22 protein-coding genes are annotated in these 21,469 nt (G+C 41.1%); 12 read left to right on the forward strand and 10 right to left on the reverse strand.

Annotated elements, in window-relative coordinates; translation table 11 throughout:
• Window positions 1-63: 63 nt before the first annotated feature.
• Both ilvN and DS737_RS13365 read right to left on the reverse strand, forming a co-directional pair.
• The gene (gene ilvN / locus DS737_RS13360) at window positions 64-555 is read right to left on the reverse strand and encodes an acetolactate synthase small subunit (protein WP_004637892.1); all 492 of its coding nucleotides are present in this window, start codon (window positions 553-555) and stop codon (window positions 64-66) included.
• A complete protein-coding gene (locus tag DS737_RS13365; RefSeq protein WP_005085438.1) occupies window positions 555-2,279 on the reverse strand; it encodes an acetolactate synthase 3 large subunit in 1,725 nt (574 codons plus the stop codon). The genes ilvN and DS737_RS13365 overlap by 1 nt, the downstream gene beginning before the upstream one ends.
• A gap of 507 nt (window positions 2,280-2,786) precedes the next feature.
• Here DS737_RS13365 and DS737_RS13370 point away from each other — a divergent pair.
• The 7 genes from DS737_RS13370 (at window position 2,787) to DS737_RS13400 (ending at window position 12,447) form a co-directional block, all read left to right on the forward strand.
• Window positions 2,787-3,137: a DUF4124 domain-containing protein gene (locus DS737_RS13370; protein ID WP_113997741.1), complete on the forward strand. Its 351-nt coding sequence runs from the start codon at window positions 2,787-2,789 to the stop codon at window positions 3,135-3,137.
• 143 nt (window positions 3,138-3,280) lie between these two features.
• Window positions 3,281-5,905, forward strand: coding sequence for a leucine--tRNA ligase (gene leuS / locus DS737_RS13375; RefSeq protein ID WP_008942201.1), 2,625 nt, complete (start codon window positions 3,281-3,283; stop codon window positions 5,903-5,905).
• 207 nt (window positions 5,906-6,112) lie between these two features.
• Window positions 6,113-6,622 (forward strand): LPS-assembly lipoprotein LptE, encoded by a 510-nt coding sequence (locus DS737_RS13380; RefSeq protein WP_005085445.1) that lies wholly within the window; start codon window positions 6,113-6,115, stop codon window positions 6,620-6,622.
• Window positions 6,623-6,631: 9 nt separating this feature from the next.
• The gene (gene holA / locus DS737_RS13385; RefSeq protein ID WP_004637887.1) at window positions 6,632-7,627 is read left to right on the forward strand and encodes a DNA polymerase III subunit delta; all 996 of its coding nucleotides are present in this window, start codon (window positions 6,632-6,634) and stop codon (window positions 7,625-7,627) included.
• A gap of 107 nt (window positions 7,628-7,734) precedes the next feature.
• Complete coding sequence (locus DS737_RS13390; RefSeq protein WP_113997742.1) at window positions 7,735-9,054, forward strand: MacA family efflux pump subunit; 1,320 nt, start codon at window positions 7,735-7,737, stop codon at window positions 9,052-9,054.
• 1 nt (window position 9,055) lies between these two features.
• On the forward strand, window positions 9,056-11,047 hold the full coding sequence (locus tag DS737_RS13395; RefSeq protein ID WP_113997743.1) for a MacB family efflux pump subunit: 1,992 nt from the start codon (window positions 9,056-9,058) through the stop codon (window positions 11,045-11,047).
• Between the two features lie 11 nt (window positions 11,048-11,058).
• The gene (locus DS737_RS13400) at window positions 11,059-12,447 is read left to right on the forward strand and encodes an efflux transporter outer membrane subunit (RefSeq protein ID WP_113997744.1); all 1,389 of its coding nucleotides are present in this window, start codon (window positions 11,059-11,061) and stop codon (window positions 12,445-12,447) included.
• A gap of 10 nt (window positions 12,448-12,457) precedes the next feature.
• On the opposite strand, the gene DS737_RS13405 is transcribed toward DS737_RS13400, so the two are convergent.
• Window positions 12,458-12,883 (reverse strand): hypothetical protein, encoded by a 426-nt coding sequence (locus tag DS737_RS13405; RefSeq protein WP_075316214.1) that lies wholly within the window; start codon window positions 12,881-12,883, stop codon window positions 12,458-12,460.
• Between the two features lie 325 nt (window positions 12,884-13,208).
• Between DS737_RS13405 and DS737_RS13410 the strand changes: the two genes are divergently transcribed.
• The gene (locus DS737_RS13410; protein ID WP_197684826.1) at window positions 13,209-13,850 is read left to right on the forward strand and encodes a hypothetical protein; all 642 of its coding nucleotides are present in this window, start codon (window positions 13,209-13,211) and stop codon (window positions 13,848-13,850) included.
• 112 nt (window positions 13,851-13,962) lie between these two features.
• Here the strand turns inward: DS737_RS13410 and DS737_RS13415 are convergent, their stop codons facing one another.
• The 3 genes from DS737_RS13415 to orn all read right to left on the reverse strand — a co-directional run bounded on the left by DS737_RS13415 (window position 13,963) and on the right by orn (window position 16,414).
• Complete coding sequence (locus DS737_RS13415; RefSeq protein WP_035367398.1) at window positions 13,963-14,766, reverse strand: enoyl-ACP reductase FabI; 804 nt, start codon at window positions 14,764-14,766, stop codon at window positions 13,963-13,965.
• A 199-nt stretch (window positions 14,767-14,965) separates the two neighbouring features.
• Window positions 14,966-15,694 (reverse strand): Bax inhibitor-1/YccA family protein, encoded by a 729-nt coding sequence (locus DS737_RS13420; RefSeq protein WP_004637879.1) that lies wholly within the window; start codon window positions 15,692-15,694, stop codon window positions 14,966-14,968.
• Window positions 15,695-15,853: 159 nt separating this feature from the next.
• Window positions 15,854-16,414: an oligoribonuclease gene (gene orn / locus DS737_RS13425; RefSeq protein WP_162784529.1), complete on the reverse strand. Its 561-nt coding sequence runs from the start codon at window positions 16,412-16,414 to the stop codon at window positions 15,854-15,856.
• Window positions 16,415-16,538: 124 nt separating this feature from the next.
• Here orn and rsgA point away from each other — a divergent pair, with 124 nt between their 5' ends.
• The 4 genes from rsgA (at window position 16,539) to secB (ending at window position 18,867) form a co-directional block, all read left to right on the forward strand.
• Window positions 16,539-17,597, forward strand: a complete 1,059-nt coding sequence (gene rsgA, locus DS737_RS13430) for a ribosome small subunit-dependent GTPase A (RefSeq protein ID WP_004637877.1) — start codon at window positions 16,539-16,541, stop codon at window positions 17,595-17,597.
• Window positions 17,598-17,693: 96 nt separating this feature from the next.
• Window positions 17,694-18,110, forward strand: a complete 417-nt coding sequence (locus DS737_RS13435; protein ID WP_004637876.1) for a rhodanese-like domain-containing protein — start codon at window positions 17,694-17,696, stop codon at window positions 18,108-18,110.
• A 10-nt stretch (window positions 18,111-18,120) separates the two neighbouring features.
• Window positions 18,121-18,381: a glutaredoxin 3 gene (gene grxC, locus DS737_RS13440; RefSeq protein ID WP_004637875.1), complete on the forward strand. Its 261-nt coding sequence runs from the start codon at window positions 18,121-18,123 to the stop codon at window positions 18,379-18,381.
• Window positions 18,382-18,408: 27 nt separating this feature from the next.
• Entirely contained in the window at window positions 18,409-18,867 is a 459-nt protein-coding gene (gene secB / locus DS737_RS13445; RefSeq protein WP_004637874.1) for a protein-export chaperone SecB, read from the forward strand.
• A gap of 55 nt (window positions 18,868-18,922) precedes the next feature.
• On the opposite strand, the gene DS737_RS13450 is transcribed toward secB, so the two are convergent.
• The 4 genes from DS737_RS13450 to DS737_RS13465 are packed head-to-tail and all read right to left on the reverse strand — an operon-like array spanning window position 18,923 to window position 21,337.
• Window positions 18,923-19,531, reverse strand: a complete 609-nt coding sequence (locus DS737_RS13450; protein ID WP_113997746.1) for an alpha-ketoglutarate-dependent dioxygenase AlkB family protein — start codon at window positions 19,529-19,531, stop codon at window positions 18,923-18,925.
• Window positions 19,518-19,763: an Ada metal-binding domain-containing protein gene (locus DS737_RS13455; protein WP_113997747.1), complete on the reverse strand. Its 246-nt coding sequence runs from the start codon at window positions 19,761-19,763 to the stop codon at window positions 19,518-19,520. The genes DS737_RS13450 and DS737_RS13455 overlap by 14 nt, the downstream gene beginning before the upstream one ends.
• A gap of 4 nt (window positions 19,764-19,767) precedes the next feature.
• Window positions 19,768-20,505 (reverse strand): 2OG-Fe(II) oxygenase, encoded by a 738-nt coding sequence (locus DS737_RS13460; RefSeq protein ID WP_113997748.1) that lies wholly within the window; start codon window positions 20,503-20,505, stop codon window positions 19,768-19,770.
• The gene (locus DS737_RS13465) at window positions 20,492-21,337 is read right to left on the reverse strand and encodes a bifunctional transcriptional activator/DNA repair enzyme AdaA (protein ID WP_113998002.1); all 846 of its coding nucleotides are present in this window, start codon (window positions 21,335-21,337) and stop codon (window positions 20,492-20,494) included. Before DS737_RS13465 ends, DS737_RS13460 begins: the two co-directional genes overlap by 14 nt.
• Window positions 21,338-21,469 lie beyond the last annotated feature (132 nt).

Raw genomic sequence — 21,469 nt, forward strand, 5'->3', positions numbered from 1 at the left:
AAGGACAGATTTGGTCGCCCCCAATTTTGGCATTGCTTCAACCAAAATTGGGAGAAATATATACTAAATTGTTAGAACTTTTTCGCCACGCGCGATGCCTGAAACACCTGAACGTACAACCTCTAGGATGGTATTTTCAGCCAATGCGTCAATAAAACCATCAATCTTGTCCGTTGTACCCGCGATTTGAATTGTGTAAGTGGTCGGTGTTACATCCACGATTTGAGCACGGAAGATATCAGCAGTACGCTTAATTTCAGCACGTGCCGCACCCAAAGCTTTCACTTTGATTAACATCAATTCACGCTCGATGTGCGCACCTTCTGACAAATCAACCACTTTTACAACTTCAACTAATTTGTTGAGTTGTTTGGTGATTTGCTCAATTTTATGATCATCACCATATGTGGTTAACGTCAGACGAGATAAGGTTTCATCTTCTGTTGGTGCAACGTTTAACGTTTCAATGTTATAGCCACGTTGACTAAACAAACCAACAAGACGAGAAAGCGCACCAGCCTCGTTTTCAACGAGTACAGAAATAATATGTCTCATTATGTACGCTCCCCTTTACCTAACCACATATCCTTCATCGATTGACCCGCAACTAACATTGGGTAAACATGCTCTGTACGATCAACCATGACATTAATGAATACACATTTGTCATTGATCGCCATCGCTTCAGCAAGCTTAGATTCCAACTCATCTGCATGGTTAATCTGGATACCCACATGACCATAAGCTTCCATGAGCTTGGCAAAGTCAGGTAATGAATCCACATAAGAACTTGAATGACGTCCTTCATAGTTCATATCTTGCCACTGCTTAACCATACCCAAAGCTTGGTTGTTTAAGCATAGAATTTTCACATTTAAGCCATATTGCTTACATGTTGATAATTCTTGGATACACATCTGAATTGATGCTTCACCAGTGATACAAACCACTTGTTGGTCAGGGAATGCAAGCTTTGCCGCCATGGCATAAGGTAAACCCACACCCATCGTTCCAAGACCACCAGAGTTGATCCATTGTCGTGGACGCTTATATTTATAGTAGTTGGCACCAAACATTTGGTGTTGACCTACGTCAGAAGTGATGATTGCTTCACCATTGGTCACACGATCTAATGCCTCAACCACTTGCTGAGGTTTCATTACACCATTTTGACCTTCTTCATAACGCAAACCATGAACTTTACGCCACTCATTAATTTGAGACCACCATGCCGCAATCGCTTCAGGGTTTGGCTTAGATACGTTCATTTGTTTCAATTGCACCAGCATTTCTTGAAGAACTGGCTCTACAGCACCCACGATTGGGATGTGTGCCATAATCGTCTTCGAAATCGTTGCAGGATCAACATCGATATGAATGACTTTTGCATTGGTACAGAATTTTGCAGGATTATTGGTTACACGGTCATCAAAACGCGCACCGATCGCTAAAATCACATCCGCATTGTGCATCGCCATGTTGGCTTCATATGTACCATGCATCCCTAACATACCCACGAACTGTGGATCATTACCCGGGAATGCACCTAATCCCATCAAGGTATTGGTTACAGGGTAACCCAATAGGTGTGCAAGCTCAGTCAATAGACCTGAAGCATTGCCTTGAACAACACCACCACCCGTATAAATGATTGGGCGCTTCGCTGAAATCAATTCATCGATTGCTTTACGAATTTGACCTGAATGACCGCGTGAAGGTGGCTGATAAGAGCGCATTTTCACTTTTTCTGGGTATTCATAAGCAAATTTTTCTGCTGGATTAGTCGCATCTTTTGGAATATCAACTACAACTGGACCTGGGCGGCCAGAAGACGCAATATAAAATGCTTTCTTAATAATTGCAGGAATTTCGCTAGCGTGACGTACTTGGAAACTGTGTTTTACGATTGGGCGAGAAATACCCACCATATCAGTTTCTTGGAATGCATCCTCACCAATTAAATGACTCGCAACCTGACCAGACAAAATCACCATTGGGATTGAGTCCATATAAGCAGTTGCAATTGGTGTGACTGTATTGGTTGCACCTGGACCAGAAGTCACTAGTACAACACCCGTCTTGCCTGTTACGCGCGAGTAAGCATCAGCCATGTGACCTGCTGCTTGTTCATGACGTACGAGGTAATGATTGATTTTGTCTTGTTGAAATAGCGCGTCATAGATATGTAAAACTGCGCCGCCTGGATAACCAAAAACATGCTCTACGCCTTCGTCCGCAAGGGCGCGAACGAGCATTTCACCACCAGATAAAAGTTCCAACGTGATTCACCCTAGTGTTTGCACAATTTATGGAAGACATAAACTGTGTTTCATTCATTAATTTATGCACTTTTTATAAGTGTGCATATTCTACTCGTTTTTGCTGCAATAGGAAAAATTTTCTGACTCATCAGCCGTATAAGCTGTTATTACATCTCGAATCAAAACATGTTGGGATAAACATATTTCAAAAAATCATCCTCTCGGCTAGAAAGAATGTCCATTGCAAGCCATGTTATTTATTCGAAGGGTGATCAAATAAACACATATAAAACTAAAGCAAGCATTTTTGTTGCTTTCCTGCACAAAGTCAAGATTAAAGGAACAGATTTTATATAATATTTTTTGGCTGCTGTTTTTTTAAACAGTGCAATTATAAAAATAACAGCATATTCAAATGAGTTTTATTTCAATTATTGTACTTTTGGTATTTATAAATTCCAGTTAAAGTATTTATTTTGAATATTAAACAACTGATCAGATCAAATGATCTTGGGGAAAATGACAATGCAATCATCTCGTTTAAAAACAATCATATCCATAACCTTAACCAGTTTATTCATGTTCTGTTCTGGCCAAATATATGCTCAACAATATTATAAATGGATCGATGCGAATGGTTCGACCCATTACACCACTACTCCACCACCTAAAGGAGCAAAACGCTTAGATAAAATTTCAACCTATGGTTCAAATAACAATCAAAGCAGTCCCAATGCATCTTCACAAAATCAGCAAAAATCACCTCAACACACCACCACATCGACAACAAATCATCATCAAGAAGAAAGTACGCCTAGAGATGAAACATACCAACCTCAAAATATACAAATAGCAGAAGCGCTGGCAGATCGATAATTCAAAAGTTTATGGAGAGTGTCCAAGACATTCTCCTCTCTTATATCCAATAAAAACACTGCTAAAAACTGACATTTCACCTGATTTTGCGCTATGCTGTGCAGCAATCTTAACTTTACTTTTTTGTTGTATCGCATATCCCTATGACGACTTCTCACATTGACTCCGAATATCAAGCAAGTGCCATTGAGCCTCAAGTTCAACAAGACTGGGACAATCGCAAAGTTTTTAAAGTTGCAGACACTGTAGAGGGCAAACATCGCTATATCCTGTCGATGTTCCCTTATCCAAGTGGCAAACTGCATATGGGGCATGTGCGTAACTACACCATTGGTGACGTGATCAGCCGTTTTTATCGTTTAAAAGGTGAAACGGTATTACAACCAATGGGCTGGGATGCATTTGGTTTACCAGCTGAAAATGCCGCGATCGCTCATCAAGTTGCACCAGCAAAATGGACATTTGAAAATATCGCATATATGCGTGACCAATTAAAAAAATTGGGTTTATCTGTCGATTGGGATCGCGAGTTTGCGACCTGTACACCAGAATACTATCACTGGGAACAATGGTTATTTGTTCAGCTTTATAAGAAAGGCTTGATCTATCGTAAGCTTTCAACTGTAAACTGGGATCCTGTAGACCAAACCGTTTTAGCCAATGAACAAGTTGAAAATGGTCGTGGTTGGCGTTCTGGTGCATTGGTGGAAAAACGTGATATTCCAATGTACTACTTCCGCATCACCGACTATGCACAAGAATTATTAGACGATTTAGATACATTGAAAGATGGTTGGCCGCAACAAGTGTTAACCATGCAACGTAACTGGATTGGTCGCTCTACGGGTATGGAAATTACCTTCCCATCGAGCAACACCGAAATTTATGCCGACGGATTAACGGTTTATACCACTCGCGGTGATACCTTAATGGGTGCGACCTATGTTGCGGTTGCGGCTGAACATCCAATGGCGTTGAAGGCTGCTGAAAATAATCCTGAATTGGCTGCATTCATTGAAGAATGTCGCATGGGATCGGTTGCTGAGGCTGATTTAGCCACTGCCGAAAAGAAAGGCATGGCAACCGGCTTATTTGTTAAGCATCCAGTGACAGGTGCAGATCTCCCTGTTTGGATCGCAAACTATGTATTGATGTCATATGGTTCTGGTGCGGTGATGGCTGTTCCAGCACATGACGAGCGTGACTTCGAATTTGCCAATAAATTCAACTTACCAATCAAACAAGTGATTGATGCCAAAGGTGCTGATGATGCTGAATACTCAGCGACTGAATGGCAGGAATGGTACGGCTCTAAAGAAGGTAAATTGGTTAATTCTGGCGAATTTGACGGTTTAGATTTCCAAGCTGCTTATGATGCTTTCCTCGCAAAATTAGAACCACAAGGTTTAGCAAATGCTAAGGTTCAATTCCGTTTACGTGACTGGGGTGTATCTCGTCAACGTTACTGGGGTTGTCCAATTCCAATGATTAACTGTAACACCTGTGGTCAGGTGCCAGTGCCAGAAGATCAATTGCCAGTGGTATTACCAACTGATGTAGTTCCAGATGGTTCTGGTAACCCATTAAATAAAATGCCTGAATTCTATGAAACTAAATGTCCAAACTGTGGCGGCGATGCACGCCGTGAAACAGATACGTTGGATACTTTCGTAGAATCATCTTGGTACTATGCGCGCTATGCATCTCCTGACTTTACAGGCGGTATGGTAAAACCAGAAGCTGCTCAAAACTGGCTTCCTGTAAACCAATACATCGGTGGTGTTGAGCATGCAATTCTGCATTTACTTTATGCACGCTTCTTCCACAAATTAATGCGTGATGAAGGTGTAGTACAAGGTAATGAACCATTTACCAACTTGCTTACTCAAGGCATGGTGTTAGCTGATACCTTCTATCGTGAAGCTGAAAATGGTAAGAAGACTTGGTTTAATCCTGCTGACATCGAATTAGAACGTGATGAGAAAGGTCGTATTCTTTCTGCGAAATACTCAGGTGATGGTCAAGAAGTTGTGATCGGCGGACAAGAAAAAATGTCGAAGTCGAAAAACAACGGGATCGACCCACAAGCAATTATTGACCAATACGGTGCAGATACGGCACGTGTCTTCATGATGTTTGCTGCGCCACCAGACCAATCTTTAGAATGGTCTGATGCAGGTGTGGAAGGTGCTAACCGTTTCTTAAAACGCGTATGGCGTTTAGCTGCTGGATTCTTGGAAACGGGCAATCAAACAACTGTCATCGATACTGCGAACTTGTCGAAAGACGCACAAGATTTACGTCGTAAAACGCATGAAACCATCCAAAAAGTGGGTGATGACATCGAACGTCGTCATGCGTTCAATACAGCGATTGCAGCGTTGATGGAGTTACTCAATGCAACTAACAAGTTTGAAGCAAAAGATGATAATGATGCTGCTGTAGCACGCGAAGCAATCACTACGTTATTGATTTTACTTGCGCCATTTGCACCACACTTGAGTCAAACATTATTGACTCAGTTTGGAATGGATTTAACTACGGTTGAATTCCCTCAAGTAGATGCATCTGCATTGACACGTAATACACAAACGATCGTTGTACAGGTGAATGGTAAACTCCGCGGTAAATTAGATGTCGCTGTCGATATTTCAAAAGATGATTTATTGGCTTTGGCTAAAGCGCTACCAGAAGTTCAACAATTCTTGACGGGTCCGACCAAGAAAGAAATTGTTGTACCAAATAAACTTGTGAATTTGGTGGTTTAATTTCTTAGTTATGTTCCCTCTCCTCTCAGGAGAGGATTAGGGAGAGGTTATTTTCCTCATCCGACCTTCTCCTAAAGAGAGTAGGAACTTTATCGAAACAAAACCGCATCAAAGCCCGCTGTTATTCAACGGGCTTTGATTCTAAAATATGGTCAATTTATCAAGATTACATCTTCCGTATTTGATGGAAGATCATAAGGACAAAGCATGCATATAGCTCAACGTTTCGCTGCGATTGTTTTAACTTTAGGTCTAAGTGCAGGCTTAGTCGGCTGTGGCTTCCATTTAAAAGGCAACAATCCAGCGGCAACACCACTGGTTTACAACAAGTTGACTTTGGTCTTGCCTGACTACACCGATGAGCTTGAAAATCGTTTAAGTATTTATTTAACGGCAACAGGTATACAGCTCAGCAACTCAAATGATGCTTATGTGCTCCGTGTACTGGATTATACCCCTCGCCGCCAACTTCTTAACGGTAAATTAACTGAGGTGCTTCTTCGTTTAACAGTAACTTTTCAGATTGAAGATCGTGAGGGTAACAAAATTACTGAACCTCGTACTTTAACGGCTTCACGTACCTACCAATACGATGTAGCAACGGTAAACACCGATAATCAGCAAGAAGCATATCTTAATCGTATTGTGATTGATGATGTCGCACAGCAAGTGACTCGTCAAATTGCAGCGAACCGTCTTCCTAAAGCTCAATCTTAATTCTGATTTATGAAACTCGATTATGTTCAGGCTTTAAAACGTGTTGCAGAAGCTCGTGGTGCATGGATTATGCATGGGCAAGAGCCTTTGCTTGAACAGAATCTACTGGATGCGTTTCGCAAAAGCTGGCAAGAGCAGGAAGTTGAACGTCAACGTTACGACATCAGCAGCGCCAATGACTGGAAAAATGTTTTTAATGCGCTAAATAGTTTATCTTTATTTTCGCAGCAACTTGCCATCGAAGTTCATGGCAATGTTAAACCTGATGCCAACGGCATCAAACAGCTCAAAAGTTATATCCAACATAATGAACATAACTTGTTGTTGATTGTTTTACCAAAGCAGGACAGTAGCAGTTTAAAATCTGCTTTTTTCCAAGTGGTCGAAGCAAATGGCGTCGTTGTTCCACTCACTGCAAATTATCCTCAAGACCGTCAACGCATTCTAACCATTGAAGCAGAAAAGCTTGGCATTCAACTCAACAATGATGCATGGCAATGGTTGATGCAGCACCACGAGCATAATTTGCTGGCCGCAAAAAATAGTTTGATGCGTGTTGCAGATACTTTTCCTGACATTCAGCAGATTCAAATCGAACAGCTTTATGCCTGTTTACAAGATCAATCGCGCTACACCACTTATGATTTAAGTGATGCTCTATTGCTAGGTAATCTAGCTCAGTCGGTCAAAATCTATCAATATCTGATCGCCGCAGGTGAACCCGACAGCCTTATTCTCTGGACGCTAAGTAAAGAAATGCGTTTGCTAATGCAGTTATTTGAACAACCGCATAATGCTATCCAACTGGGAATTTGGAAAACCAAAGTCTCACAGTATCAACAAGCATTGCGTCGATTAAATCCAAGACAGTTTTTAACGTGGTCTGATTTATTATTGCGTATTGATGCTGCAATTAAAGGAATGTCTCAAGAGAACTCAGAGCATTTAATGCTGCAAGCCATCAGTGAACTCTGTGGACGCACATTATTTACCCCATCGATCTAAACAAAAAACAAAATAGAGAATAATTCTCATTTTAGGTTAAAAATATTCACGCTTTATCCTTATTTCACTTTTATACTAAATAAAATTTTTAACTTTGCACTCGTCCCATGCCAAAAATGATTTCTAAAAAGATGAAACCTGTAAAAACAATCATCATTGTGGTCTGTATTATCGTGATTGCTTTATTAAGCTGGCTCATGTTAAAGCCTAAAACAGAAACCCCACAATACATCACGGCTGAAGTAGGACGTGGTGATATCGAAAATTCAGTTTTGGCAACAGGAATTTTAGAGGCCACGAAAATGGTCAGCGTGGGTGCACAGGTTTCTGGTCAGGTCAAAAAAATGTATGTGCAACTTGGCGACCAAGTCAAACAAGGGCAACTCATCGCTCAAATTGACTCAGTACGCCAAGAGAATGAGCTAAAAACAGCGGAAGCCAATATTAAAAATCAACAAGCTCAACTGGCCGTACAACAAGCCAATCTCGCCAAGGTTGAAGCCGAATATAAGCGTCAACAAACCATGTTCAGCCAAGATGCCACCTCTCGTGCTGAGCTAGAATCGGCACTAGCAAGTTATAAAACAGCACAAGCTCAAATCGCAGCAATCAATGCCCAAATCGAACAATCACGTCTAACCCTTGCAACAGCTAAAGAAGATTTAGGCTATACCAGTATTGTTGCACCGATGGATGGGACGATTGTGGCGATTGTGACTGAAGAAGGTCAAACGGTAAATGCGAACCAAACTGCACCAACCATTGTCAAACTCGCAACGCTAGATAACATGACCGTCAAGGCGCAAATTTCTGAAGCAGACGTGATGAAAGTGGAGAAAGGCCAAACTGTTTATTTTACAACGCTGGGCAACAGTGAAAAGAAACACTATGCAAAGTTGCGTCAAGTTGAACCTGCACCCAATTCAATCAATACTGAAACCTCAAGCAATAGCTCTTCATCCTCATCAAATTCGGCTGTTTACTACAATGCATTATTTGATGTACCAAATGAGGATGGAAAATTACGAATCGACATGACAGCGCAGGTTTACATTGTTTTAGCTGAAGCTAAAAATGTACTAACGATTCCTGCGGCAGCAGTTCAAAGTAGCAAACGCCCTGCTCGTAAAGATCATGCTGCGCCTGCATCAAATGATGAAACCGAGCAACGTCCGAATAACCGCCTTGAGCTAAGTCCAGAACAGCGTCAACTGGTCGCTGACGGAAAAGCCAGTATCGCAAGTGTACGTGTCATCCAAGCAGATGGTTCTGCCAAAGCACAACCAGTATTGGTGGGCTTAAATAACCGTGTCACAGTTGAAGTCATCAAAGGTCTTAAACAAGGTGATCAAGTAATCATTGCTGATGGTTCAGATAGCTCAAATGACGCAGCCAAACGCAGTAGCCAGCGTGCGATGAGAATGTAATATGACTCAATATCAAATTCATTCGACCAAACCACTGCTCGAAGTCAGTAACCTGACCCGTGAATTTCCAGCGGGGGAAACTACGGTCCAAATTCTTAAAGGCATCAATTTAAAGATTTATGCAGGTGAGTTGGTTGCGATCGTCGGTCAATCAGGATCGGGCAAATCAACCCTAATGAATATCCTCGGTTGTTTAGATAAACCGACTGAGGGAAGTTATTTGGTCAATGGTCGTGAAACACGGCTACTTGAACCTGATGAACTCGCGCAATTACGCCGTGAATATTTTGGATTTATTTTCCAGCGTTATCATTTATTGGGTGATCTGAGTGCATCGGGCAATGTCGAAGTTCCTGCAATCTATGCAGGTGTAGACAATCATTTACGCCAAGAACGTTCCGCAGAGCTGTTGTCTGAACTCGGATTAGGAGAACGTTTACATCATCGCCCAAGCCAACTTTCAGGAGGTCAACAGCAACGTGTATCGATTGCACGTGCTTTGATGAATGGTGGTGATGTTATTTTGGCAGATGAACCGACGGGTGCATTGGACAAAAATAGTGGTATTGAAGTCATGCGAATTTTGCGTGAACTCAATGCCAAAGGTCATACCATTATCTTGGTGACCCATGATCTAAATGTTGCCAAAAATGCAACGCGTATTATCGAAATCAGTGATGGTAATATTATTTCGGATCGTGCCAATACGCCTGAAAATACTGATCCAGACCTTGAACATCAACCGTTGCAACGGGAGCCGCAAAAGAAAACTTCTGCTTGGCGTTCTTTCTTTGATCGTCTCGGTGAAGCTTTTCGCATGGCGCTGCTTGCAATGAATGCCCATCGCATGCGAACCTTTTTAACCATGCTTGGGATTATCATCGGGATCGCATCTGTCGTCTCCGTTGTGGCGCTCGGAAATGGTTCGCAAAAACAAATTTTAGAAAATATCAGCAGTCTCGGCACCAATACCATCACGGTCTATCAAGGTCGGGGGTTTGGTGATACATCAAGGGCCTCCCAAGTCAAAACCTTGGTTCCTGCGGATGCTGATGCATTAGCTGAACAGCCTTATGTCGATGGGGTAAGTCCATCTGCAAACACCAGTGTAACGTTACGTTTTAAAGATACCGAAGCTTCCGCAACCGTAAATGGTGTGAGTGAAGACTTTTTCTATGTTCGAGGCATGACCTTCAAATCGGGACAGCCTTTTGACAAAGCAGGTGTCACCCAACGTGCACAGGATGTGGTGATTGATGCCAATACAGAAAAGACTTTTTTTGCTGATGGTACCAATCCTGTAGGTCAAGTGATTCTGTTGGGAAGTGTTCCGAGCCGAATTATTGGTGTCATTGAAGCTGAAAAAGGCTTTATGGGAAATTCCGACAGTTTAAATGTCTATCTCCCCTACTCGACTGTGATGAGCCGTATGTTGGGACAGTCCAATGTTCGTAGCATCATTGTGCGTATCAAAGATGAATATCCAAGTACAGCAGCTGAAAATGCAATCCTGACTTTGCTTGAACAGCGTCACGGCGCACAAGATGTCTTTACTCAAAACTCAGACAGTATTCGTGAAACCATTCAGCAAACCACAGCCACGATGACTTTATTGATCTCAGCGATTGCCGTCATTTCTCTGGTCGTGGGTGGCATTGGCGTGATGAATATTATGCTGGTTTCAGTGACTGAACGAACCCAAGAAATTGGGGTACGTATGGCAGTCGGCGCAAGACAAAGCGATATTTTGCAGCAGTTTTTGATCGAAGCGATCTTGGTCTGTCTGTTAGGCGGTGTTCTAGGTGTCCTGCTCTCTTTAGGCATTGGTCAAATCATCGGGCATTTTGCCAAAGGCGTAATTGAAATGAGTTACTCAACCACTTCAATTGTTGCTGCCTTTGTATGCTCAAGTTTAATTGGTATCGTTTTTGGTTTCTTACCAGCACGAAACGCAGCACAACTCGATCCAGTTGCTGCTTTAGCAAGAGAATAAGGAATTTGAGTATGTCTTTTCAATTTAATAAATTAGGACTTGCCCTAGCACTCACAGGTTCCTTAGCTGGCTGTTCTGCTGTGGTCAAAACACCGTATAACGCACCAACAGTCCAAGTACCACAACAGTTTCAGTACGATGCACAAAAAAAACAAAATGTAAAACTGACTGATCAATGGTGGACATTATTTAATGATGCCCAGCTCAACCAACTGGTTGATCAGGTTTTATCAAAAAATACGGATCTTGCTGTTGCAGGTATCGCCTTGAAACAAGCTCGTTTACAAGCAGGCTTGGCTGAAAATCAGCAAGGTATTCGAACCAGCTCTAGTGTTTCTACAGGTCACAACTATGATCTCCGCTCAGGAAATGGTAGTGATCGCGGTTTATCAACCAGTGTTGGCGTGAGTTATGAGTTAGATTTATTTGGAAAACTTGCCAATCAAACTGAGGCAAGTCGTTGGGAAGCTCTTGCAAGCGAACAAGACCTCCAAGCAACAGCGCAAAGTTTGGTGGCCACCACGGCCAAACTCTACTGGCAACTAGGTTATTTAAACGAGCGTTATAACACCATCCAACAAAATTTGGCTTCTACGCAAAAAATATATGAATTGGTTCAATCTCAATACCGAGCAGGTGCAGTTTCAGGTTTAGACCTTACCCAAGCCGAACAATCGGTACAAAGCCAAAAAGCCAGTTTAAGCCAGATCGAACAACAACGTGTTGAGGCACGCACTGCCATTGCGGTACTGCTGCATCAACCTGTGCAACAACTGAATATTCAAGAGCCAGCGCAATTACCTCAAAGTGCATTGCCTAATATTGCTGTTGGATTGCCAGCCGAAATTTTATCTCGTCGTCCAGATCTGCAAGCATCCGAACTGCGCTTACGCAAAACCCTTGCCAATAAAGATGCCACCAAAGCCAGTTATTATCCTTCGATTAATTTGACTGGTAACTTGGGTGCATCGAGCACCTCGTTAACGCAACTCTTGCAAAATCCGGCCTTAACTTTGGGTGCAAGTTTAAGCCTTCCCTTTCTGCAATATAACGACATGAAGAAAGATCTTGCGATCAGCGATCTGGAATATGAAAAAGCGATTATTCAATATCGCCAGACGCTATATCAGGCTTTTGCGGATGTAGAGAATGCTTTATCCAATCGAACTCAACTGGATCAACAGGTGCAATTGCAACAACGAAATCTAGAGCTAGCGGATAAAACAGAACGATTAACGGAGGTTCGTTATCGTAATGGTGCGATCGCTTTGAAGAATTTACTGGATGCTCAAGCGACCACCCGTAACGCACGACTCAGTTTGGTTGAGACCAAACAGAATCAGTACAATGCCTATGTGACCTTAATGCAGGCATTGGGTGGAAGCCCGATCAAACAATAGTCTATCTAGACTATTGTTTTAATTCTGCTTGGTCTTCCGTATTGGTATGAATCAACTGAGAAGATTTCACTTTATCTTGGGCATCAAATACAACCTCATATGAGAGTTTTTGACCATTAAAGTAGATCTCAGTTGGTGAGCCAATAATTTCCCATAGACCAATTGTGGCAATATCCGCAGTTGTGTGCCATAGCGTGCGGCTGATTCTTGCAGCCTTTGAATAGCCCTGTTGGAAGGTATAAATTTCTTTTCGTTCACCATTGAGGGTTTCTGATACCACAGGAGCACCCAATTCAGAAATCACGTTATTACGATGTTTTCCGACTTCTAAAACGGTCAAGTTCTTTTTATGCGGTTGGTTACTTGCCATAACCGCTGCACAGCCTTGTAGCGATAGTAGCATTGCTAAACCGAATACAATGATAATTTTCTTCACGTTATGATGACCTTCCCCGAAGCATTAAAAATAATATGTTTATCGACACTCTATTTAAAATTTTCGATTAAACAAAAAACCAGCATTAATTATCATATAAAGTAGGAGATGACAAATATTTAATTATTCTTATCAATATATGACTCATTGCGAACTGAAAAATAGTGTTATCCAAAGTTTTTGCGTTGACTTAAATATAGTGGTTTTACGTGCTGGTCAACATAAATCAAAACAAGATAGAAAATCTAATTAATCATAATATTATTAGTTTTAGTCTATGGAAGATACTTTATACATCTACATTGTTTAAGACAAGGAGGACATTGTGAGCTTAGAAAACGTAACTTGGCAATTTATAACTTTTGTAATCGGCTTAACTCTTGGAGGTTTTTTTTCAAAGTATTTTGCAAAAAAGGGGGAAAATCTTGCAACTAAAGAAGATATTACCGAGATAACAAGCAAAATTGAAACAGTGAAACATGAATACGCAAGCCAACTTGAGTCAGTCAAAGCCGAGCTTTCTGCCAAATTAACTACATACGGATTTCGCTATGAAAAAGAGTATGAGGTTTTAAGTGAGCTTACGGCAGTATTAGTAGAACTAAGAGATGCGAGCACAAGCTTACGGCCAGTATTTGATTTCCATGATCCAAATATGACAAAAGATGAAATAAAGCAAGAGCGTCTAAAGCGATTCTTTGATTCCAGAAAAAACCTTTATCTTATAAGGGAGAGAAAACGACCATTTTATCCTGATGATATTTACCAAGCCATATTATCAATCGAAAATATTGCACACAAAGAATCAATTGGTTACCAGTATAAAGATCCTTTTGAAAAAGGGAGTTTTTTAGCATACTGGGAAGAGGCAGAGAAAAATCAGAAAGAAATCACAGCATCTGTAGAAAATGCATTGATGAAAGTACGTGATCGCGTAACAACATGGGAAGTACTATACAATTACTGATTAGAAGTTACTCGCCTATTAGCTTAATTATTACTGCTTTTAGTGACCACTCTCCTCCTAAAAATAAAGCCGCTATAAAAGCGGCTTTATCAAATAATTTAGACTAATCTAATTATTCATCATCCATCATTGATTGGCTCATACCTACAGTATTGAAACCGCCATCAACATACATGATTTCACCAGTAATACCCGAAGCCCACGGTGAGCATAGGAACAATGCGGCATTGCCCACTTCTTCAATGGTCACATTACGTTTTAATGGCGCAATTTTTTCATTGGCATCTAACATTTTACGGAAAGATTTAATACCAGATGCTGCCAAAGTACGGATTGGACCTGCTGAAATCGCATTTACACGGATACCATCTGCACCCAAGCTAGAAGCTAAATAACGAACACCTGCTTCCAAAGATGCTTTTGCCATACCCATCACGTTGTAGTTTGGCATCACACGCTCAGAACCTTGATAAGTCAAAGTCAATAAACAACCTTGGCGCGCTTGTAATAAAGGCTTCGCTGCACGAGCCATCGCAACAAAGCTATAAGCACTGATGTCATGTGCGATTTTGAAACCGTCACGGTCGGTCACGTCTGTAAAATCACCATCAAGCGTATGTGCTGGTGCGAAACCGATTGAATGCACCACACCATCTAAACCATCCCAATGTTTTGCAAGTTCGACAAAGGCATTATCAATTTCTTCATCTACTGCCACATCACAAGGAAAAACCAAGTTTGAGCCAAATTGTGCTGCAAAATCATCAACACGTTTCTTTAACTTTTCATTTGGATAAGTAAACGCTAACTCCGCACCTTCACGATGTAAAGCGGCTGCAATACCGTAAGCAATTGATAATTTGCTGGCAATCCCAGCAATTAAAAAACGTTTACCAGTTAAAAGTCCTTGTGACATCTTATTCTCACTCGAAAAATTTTCACCCATGATGCCAATATTCCGTGTTTTTCGGAATTGCATAATGCATCTTTTTTCTCAATCCTACAAAAAAACACGCTGAAATCGCTTGCATCTCCCTCAGTTTAAAAATGACGTCAGATGCATAAAACGATTCAGCGTGTTTAGTTGAAGTCGATAAAACAACTCGAATCTATGCTTACTTCTGAATTAAGCTCAATAAGCGCATAAATGAATAATACATCCAAACCAAAGTTGCCAATAACGCGATACTACATACCCACTCAAAGTTTTTAGGTGCATTTTGAGCAGCAGCATTTTCAATCAAATCAAAATCTAAAATAAGATTTAAGGATGCAATTACCGCAACAAAAGCAGCAAAACCAATTCCCAACCAATTGCTTTCAAAGATATAAGGAATGGTCGAACCAAGTGCAAAACTTAAAAAAATCTGTACGACGAATACCAATGCAATCGCAATCGAAGCAGAAATGACTACAGCCTTAAACTTCTCTGTAGCACGAATCACTTGGAACTTATACAAAGCAAACAAAACCAAAGTGGTCACAAACGTTGCAAGTAAAGCTTGTAATGGCACACCAGGAAATTTCACTTGGAAAATGAAAGAAACACCACCTAAAAATGCACCCTCAAATAAAGCAAAAGGAATCGCCAAAGCTGGGGCTGTATTTGGTTTAAACGTGGTGATTAAACCCAGTGCAAGACTACCAATAATACCGACAATCGTCGCTGCATAAGCAATTGAAAAATTAGCAGTCATCGCACAATATAAAAATAATGCAATGCCTAATGCCGCTGCAATCACGGTTAATAACACAGACTTCTGAATAGCCCCTTGAATGGTCATGGGCTCGGCTACATTACTATAGGTTTCAACACGGGTTAAAATAGGGTTATCGCTTTGCATGTCTGCTCTCTTTTTATAGTTAACGAAATGAAAATGTGAGTGTAAGCGATTTTGCAATTTAGCCCAATATTTTTTTACATTCGATAAAAAAGGAGCCGATTTAAGCTCCTTTTCTCATTAATAATGATCGATTCCTTTAGAGAAGATCAAATACCATGATTATTTATCATTATTCATAATAAAAAAATATTCACGGTAATATTTTAACTCTGCAATTGAATCGCGGATGTCATCCATCGCCAAATGTGACGCATTTTTCTTTAAGCCACTCATAATTTCAGGTCTCCAGCGTTTGGCTAATTCTTTCACTGAAGATACATCCAAGTTTCGATAATGGAAGAATTGTTCTAATTCAGGCATTAAGCGATGCAAGAAACGACGGTCTTGGCAAATCGAGTTACCACACATCGGCGATGATTTTGGATTGACCCACTTTTTTAGGAATTCCAATGTTTGCTGTTCCGCATCTTGTGCAGTCAATTTACTGCGACGCACACGTTCAATTAGACCAGATTGACCATGCTGTTTGGTATTCCACTCGTCCATTGCATTTAAAATCAAATCAGACTGGTGTACGGCTAAAACAGGACCCTCAGCTAAGATATTAAGATTGTCATCCGTAATAATTGTCGCAATTTCAATAATCTTGTCGTTATCGGTATCAAGACCTGTCATTTCAAGGTCGATCCAAATTAATCGTGTATCAGGGGTGCTGCTCATGGATGGCGATTCTAATGTGCTTAAAAACATCAATAGTAGCAAATTAATTACATCTTGGCTGTAATTCTATAGCGGCTTCGTGCTATTTTTGCGGTCTTGAAAGTGTGGATTTTTTGGGATATGAATGGCTTTAATTCGTAAGCGTCGATTAACTGAACAGCAGCAACGTCGTATTGAGAAACAACATAAGTCTCGTCAAGATGACATTGATACATCGCAAGATTTAGATGGACTGGTGGTTCAGCATTATGGTCGTCAACTCGAAGTACAAGCTTTGTCTGTACCTGCACAACATCCCGAAAAACCGCTGGTTGCAGACGGTGAGCCAGAACCGTTTTGGAAACCGATTGAATTAGATAGCATTTGGCGTTGCCATACCCGTACCAACTTAGAGTTGTTAGTGACGGGTGACCGTGTCAAATGGCAAGCAGATCCAAATACAGGGCTTGGGATTATCACGGCGATATACCCTCGACAATCCTTACTCACGCGTCCAGATCGTTATCATAAGGTCAAACCTGTTGCTGCCAATATCAGTCTGATCGTGATTGTATTTGCGCCCCTACCTGAACCTGCACCAACATTAATTGATCGCTATTTGGTCGCGTGTGCAGATGCCAATATTCCAGCTTTATTGGTGCTGAATAAATCTGATCTGCTCACAGAAAATGATCCAATTCTAACCTTGCTCAGCGAATATGAAGCTTTGGGTTATGAAAGTTTGATTTGCCAATCACAAGGTGATTTGTCTGCGCTTGCTGCGCGGCTGGACAATGAGACGGTTGCTTTTGTAGGGCAATCAGGGGTAGGTAAAAGCTCACTGATTAATACTATTGTTCCGGACGCTGCACAGAAAACCAATGTCATCTCAGAAAACTCGGCATTGGGTCAACATACCACCACCTCAACCCGTTTGATTAAATTTGGAACAAACGGTGCATTGATCGATTCACCGGGTATTCGTGAATTTGGACTCTGGCATTTGAGTTTGGAAAAAGTACGTACAGGCTTCCCAGAAATCGAAGCACACTTAGGGCTTTGCCAATTTCGCAACTGTACCCATACCCATGAGAAGAATTGCGCGTTGAAACAAGCGGTTGAAGCTGGAGAGATTTTGCCTCGTCGTTTAGACAGTTATTTACGACTGAGCGATGAAATCCAAGAAGCTCAACAAAAAAATTAACATTAATTAAAACTTGCCCTTGAACTAAGGTTTTTGATCACCATTGAGATAAGTTATACTCAGTGGCAATTTTTGATTTCTAACTTTAGGTGACTTGTGGAACGTTGGTTTGAGTTTATGGGGAATCACCCCTTCTTGTTTGGCACACTTGGGGTGTTAATCATATTGTTCTTTGTTTTAGAAGGACAACGCAATGGTCGTAAAATTTCACCACAATCTTTAGGTATTTTGGTTAAAGCAAAAAATGCCATGCTGATCGATCTTCGTGATGCGAAAGATTTCCGTGAAGGTCACATTAGTGGTAGCCGTAACATTTCTTACAGCCAAATCACCAGTCACATCGATGAATTAAAAGCCAGTGACCGTCCATTGGTCTTTATTTGTAACTTAGGGCAAGTTGCAGGCACCGCTTTGCAAAAAGTGGGTCATGCAGACAGTTACCGCTTAGACGGCGGAATTAGTAACTGGAAAGCACAAGGCTTGCCATTAGTGAAAAGTAAAACCAAAGCTTAAGGAGAGACAGATGACAACTCCAAACGTCACGATCTATTCAACACTTTCTTGTCCATATTGTGTCCGTGCGAAACAATTGCTGGAACGTAAGGGTGTTGCTTATAAAGAAATTAATCTTTCCAATGAAGCGCCGGAAGTTCGTATTGAGTTAATGCAACGTACCAATCATCGTACCGTGCCACAAATTTTTATCAAAGACCAGTTTATTGGCGGTTTCGACCAACTTTATGCTTTAGAGCGTGAAGGTAAACTCGATTCATTATTGGCTTAACTACACTCCAAAATTTAAGGAAAAACAATGAGCGAAGAACAAGTTCAACCACAACTCGCGTTAGAACGTATCTACACAAAAGATATTTCATTTGAAGTTCCAGGTGCACAAGTATTTACTAAACAATGGCAGCCTGAACTTAATATCAATTTATCTTCTGCAGCAGAGAAAATTGATCCAACACATTATGAAGTGTCTTTGAAAGTTGTGGTTCAAGCGAACAACGAAAATGAAACTGCGTTCATCGTTGATGTAACTCAATCAGGTATTTTCTTGATTGATGGTGTAGAAGAAGAACGTCTTCCATACATTCTTGGCGCTTATTGCCCAAACATTCTGTTCCCGTTCTTACGTGAAGCAGTAAATGATTTAGTAACAAAAGGTAGCTTCCCACAATTGCTTCTTACTCCAATTAACTTTGATGCTGAGTTCGAAGCAAACATGCAACGCCTACAAGCAAATGCTGATGCGGAAGGTCAAGCTTAATCAAACTTAAGCTTACTTATAAAAGGGACTGATTTTTTCAGTCCCTTTTTTATATTCACCCCACAATAGTTCTAAAGGTTAGGTTTATCCTCGCAGTACTGACTTTTTTAGTGGGAGGTAAACGATGTAGCCAATGTGTTTGTGTCACATCTTTCATGACCAATAAACTACCATGCTCTAAATATAGTTCTACTTTTTCTTTACTTTGTTTATGTTTAAACGCGAATTTTCGTTCTGCCCCAAAGCTTAATGAGGCAATCGCACCATTTTTTTTCAGATCTGTTTCACCATCACTATGCCATGCCATTCCCTCCTCACCGGAATGGTAAAGATTGAGTAGACAAGAGTTGAATGTTTCGCCTGTTAAGGTTTCAATCAGTGCTTTGAGCTCGATGAGTTCAACTGTCCACGGCAACGCATATTTATTCATGTTGGAATAGGTATATTCAAAGCGCCGATCACCATACCAAGCCACTTTACGTTTGGTGGTGAATAGTTTGCCAAAAATCAGTGCTTGATCATTTTCCCAAGCAATTGTATGTAGCAATGCCTCAAAATAATGATCTGCCGCCGCTGTTTGCACCACTTTGCCATAGTACTGTACCGTACCATCATAAGGTAAATAATTCTGCTCTGGATCAGCTTCAATATCAAATAGTTGCATCTTTCCACTTCTTATAGGCTTGCTGCATACAATGTCCACAAGGACGATAACCGTGTCCCCTTGCTTCATGCTCATCAGCAAAAAATACTCGATTACTTTTTAGCATGCGCTTCCCTGAAGTACAGGTCAATCTGCCATAAATTTTAAGCTGAGCATTGCCTGCAAACCGAATTTCCTGCTGTTTTAATTTTAGATGTAACTCAGTTTGCTCTAATTCACTATGCCGCCACATCAGACTAACTCATCGCATCATGGAAAATAATACCGAGGCTATAACGCTCACCTTGCAGGATCGGACTGACGCCATGCTTGATATTGACCCGATAATAGCCCTGACTGCCTTTTTCAGGTTTAAACTGTGTCGTAAAAATCAATATATCGCCTTGCTCTGGCTGCATCACCATCACCTTGGATTGAGCTCGAGGGATTTGTTGAATGAAGACCAATTCACCTCCCGTAAAATCTACATTTGGCTGGCTCAATACAATCAGCAGCTGTAAAGGAAAATAAACCTCACCATATAAATCCTGATGAAGTGTATTAAAACCACCTTGTCCATATTTCAAAATCAGCGGCGTTGCCAGCATTTGCCCATGTTGATGGCATTGCTGTAAAAATTCTGCATGTGAGGATGGAAATGAGCGCTCTAATTTCAATACCCTAAACCATGCATTGGCTATCGGCACCAGATGGGGATAAACTTCATGGCGTATCCGTTCAATCAGATTTGGTAAAGGATAAGTAAAATATTTATATTCCCCCAAACCAAAGCGATAGCGTTGCATCTCAACTAATTTACGATACAGATCAGGTTGTGAATATAGCTGTTTGAGCAGCTCACATTGCTCAGTCGATAAAATCTGCTTAATCAAGGCAAATCCCTGTTGATGTATTTGCTCAGTGATAACATCCCAATCCAGCGCTTGAATCTTATCGATCACGGCTTGGATCTGTGTCAGTTCAGATTGCTGCATGTGTTTGAACACCTTCCCAACCGATAATCGCCGTTTTTCGGACACTGCCCCACTCATAACCACCAAAGAGACCACTTGACTGAATTACCCGATGGCATGGGATTAGAAATGCCACAGGATTACTGCCGATCGCCGATCCTACCGCACGGGCTGCTTTAGGATGATTAATCACTTTTGCAAGCTCACCATAAGTCGCAAGTTGTCCCATCGGAATTTTAAGCAGACTTTGCCAAACCTTGAGTTGAAAATCAGTTCCTTTCAAATGCAGTTTAATCTCAGCCAATTGCTGCTGGTCTTTTTGAAACAAAGCTAAAGCACTCTGTTGAAAAGCATCGATCTGCTCAATAAAGACAGCTTGAGGAAATTGCAGCTTTAACTGCGCTAAGGCCTCAGCACGATCATCGACAAAACTTAATGCACAAATCCCTTTATGCGTCGATGCAATCAGTACTTCACCAAACAGAGTCTCTGCGAATTGATAGTGGATCGTCAGACTCTGACCACCATGTTTATATTCGGCCGGAGTCATGCCTTCTATCTGAACAAATAAATCATGCAAGCGGCTGGTACTGGACAATCCTGTGGCAAAGGTCGCATCAAAAACACTACCCTGCTCCTGCTTCAAAATCTGTTTGGCATATTCAACACTAATATACTGTAAAAACTTCTTAGGACTGGTGCCGACCCAATCCGTAAATAACCGCTGAAAATGAGCAGGGCTTAAGTGAATATGTGCGGCCACCTCATCCAGTTGTGGCTGTTTCTGAAAGTTCTGCTGGATATACTGAATCGCTTGAGCAATGCGCTCATAATTACGTTGTTGTGAGGACATTTCATCACCTCTCATCATTCATGTTTTCACTGTAGCAACTTTCTCTTTCAGTGAAAATCTGAATCATGCTCAGTCTTAGCTTTAAATACTAACCAGCTGAATTCCAATAAAAAAAGCTGCACTTTTTTAAGT

The sequence above is a fragment of the Acinetobacter haemolyticus genome, assembly GCF_003323815.1.
Classification (GTDB): domain Bacteria; phylum Pseudomonadota; class Gammaproteobacteria; order Pseudomonadales; family Moraxellaceae; genus Acinetobacter; species Acinetobacter haemolyticus.

Bases quoted from the DNA above. Each gene is read 5' to 3' on its own strand.
- rsgA (WP_004637877.1), top strand. From the start codon at position 16,539: ATGGCTTTAATTCGTAAGCGTCGATTAACTGAACAGCAGCAACGTCGT.
- DS737_RS13460 (WP_113997748.1), bottom strand. From the start codon at position 20,505: ATGCAGCAATCTGAACTGACACAGATCCAAGCCGTGATCGATAAGATT.
- grxC (WP_004637875.1), top strand. From the start codon at position 18,121: ATGACAACTCCAAACGTCACGATCTATTCAACACTTTCTTGTCCATAT.
- DS737_RS13450 (WP_113997746.1), bottom strand. From the start codon at position 19,531: ATGCAACTATTTGATATTGAAGCTGATCCAGAGCAGAATTATTTACCT.
- DS737_RS13415 (WP_035367398.1), bottom strand. From the start codon at position 14,766: ATGTCACAAGGACTTTTAACTGGTAAACGTTTTTTAATTGCTGGGATT.
- DS737_RS13380 (WP_005085445.1), top strand. From the start codon at position 6,113: ATGCATATAGCTCAACGTTTCGCTGCGATTGTTTTAACTTTAGGTCTA.
- DS737_RS13390 (WP_113997742.1), top strand. From the start codon at position 7,735: ATGCCAAAAATGATTTCTAAAAAGATGAAACCTGTAAAAACAATCATC.
- holA (WP_004637887.1), top strand. From the start codon at position 6,632: ATGAAACTCGATTATGTTCAGGCTTTAAAACGTGTTGCAGAAGCTCGT.
- leuS (WP_008942201.1), top strand. From the start codon at position 3,281: ATGACGACTTCTCACATTGACTCCGAATATCAAGCAAGTGCCATTGAG.
- DS737_RS13395 (WP_113997743.1), top strand. From the start codon at position 9,056: ATGACTCAATATCAAATTCATTCGACCAAACCACTGCTCGAAGTCAGT.
- secB (WP_004637874.1), top strand. From the start codon at position 18,409: ATGAGCGAAGAACAAGTTCAACCACAACTCGCGTTAGAACGTATCTAC.
- DS737_RS13465 (WP_113998002.1), bottom strand. From the start codon at position 21,337: ATGTCCTCACAACAACGTAATTATGAGCGCATTGCTCAAGCGATTCAG.
- DS737_RS13370 (WP_113997741.1), top strand. From the start codon at position 2,787: ATGCAATCATCTCGTTTAAAAACAATCATATCCATAACCTTAACCAGT.
- orn (WP_162784529.1), bottom strand. From the start codon at position 16,414: ATGAGCAGCACCCCTGATACACGATTAATTTGGATCGACCTTGAAATG.
- DS737_RS13420 (WP_004637879.1), bottom strand. From the start codon at position 15,694: ATGCAAAGCGATAACCCTATTTTAACCCGTGTTGAAACCTATAGTAAT.
- ilvN (WP_004637892.1), bottom strand. From the start codon at position 555: ATGAGACATATTATTTCTGTACTCGTTGAAAACGAGGCTGGTGCGCTT.
- DS737_RS13455 (WP_113997747.1), bottom strand. From the start codon at position 19,763: ATGTGGCGGCATAGTGAATTAGAGCAAACTGAGTTACATCTAAAATTA.
- DS737_RS13400 (WP_113997744.1), top strand. From the start codon at position 11,059: ATGTCTTTTCAATTTAATAAATTAGGACTTGCCCTAGCACTCACAGGT.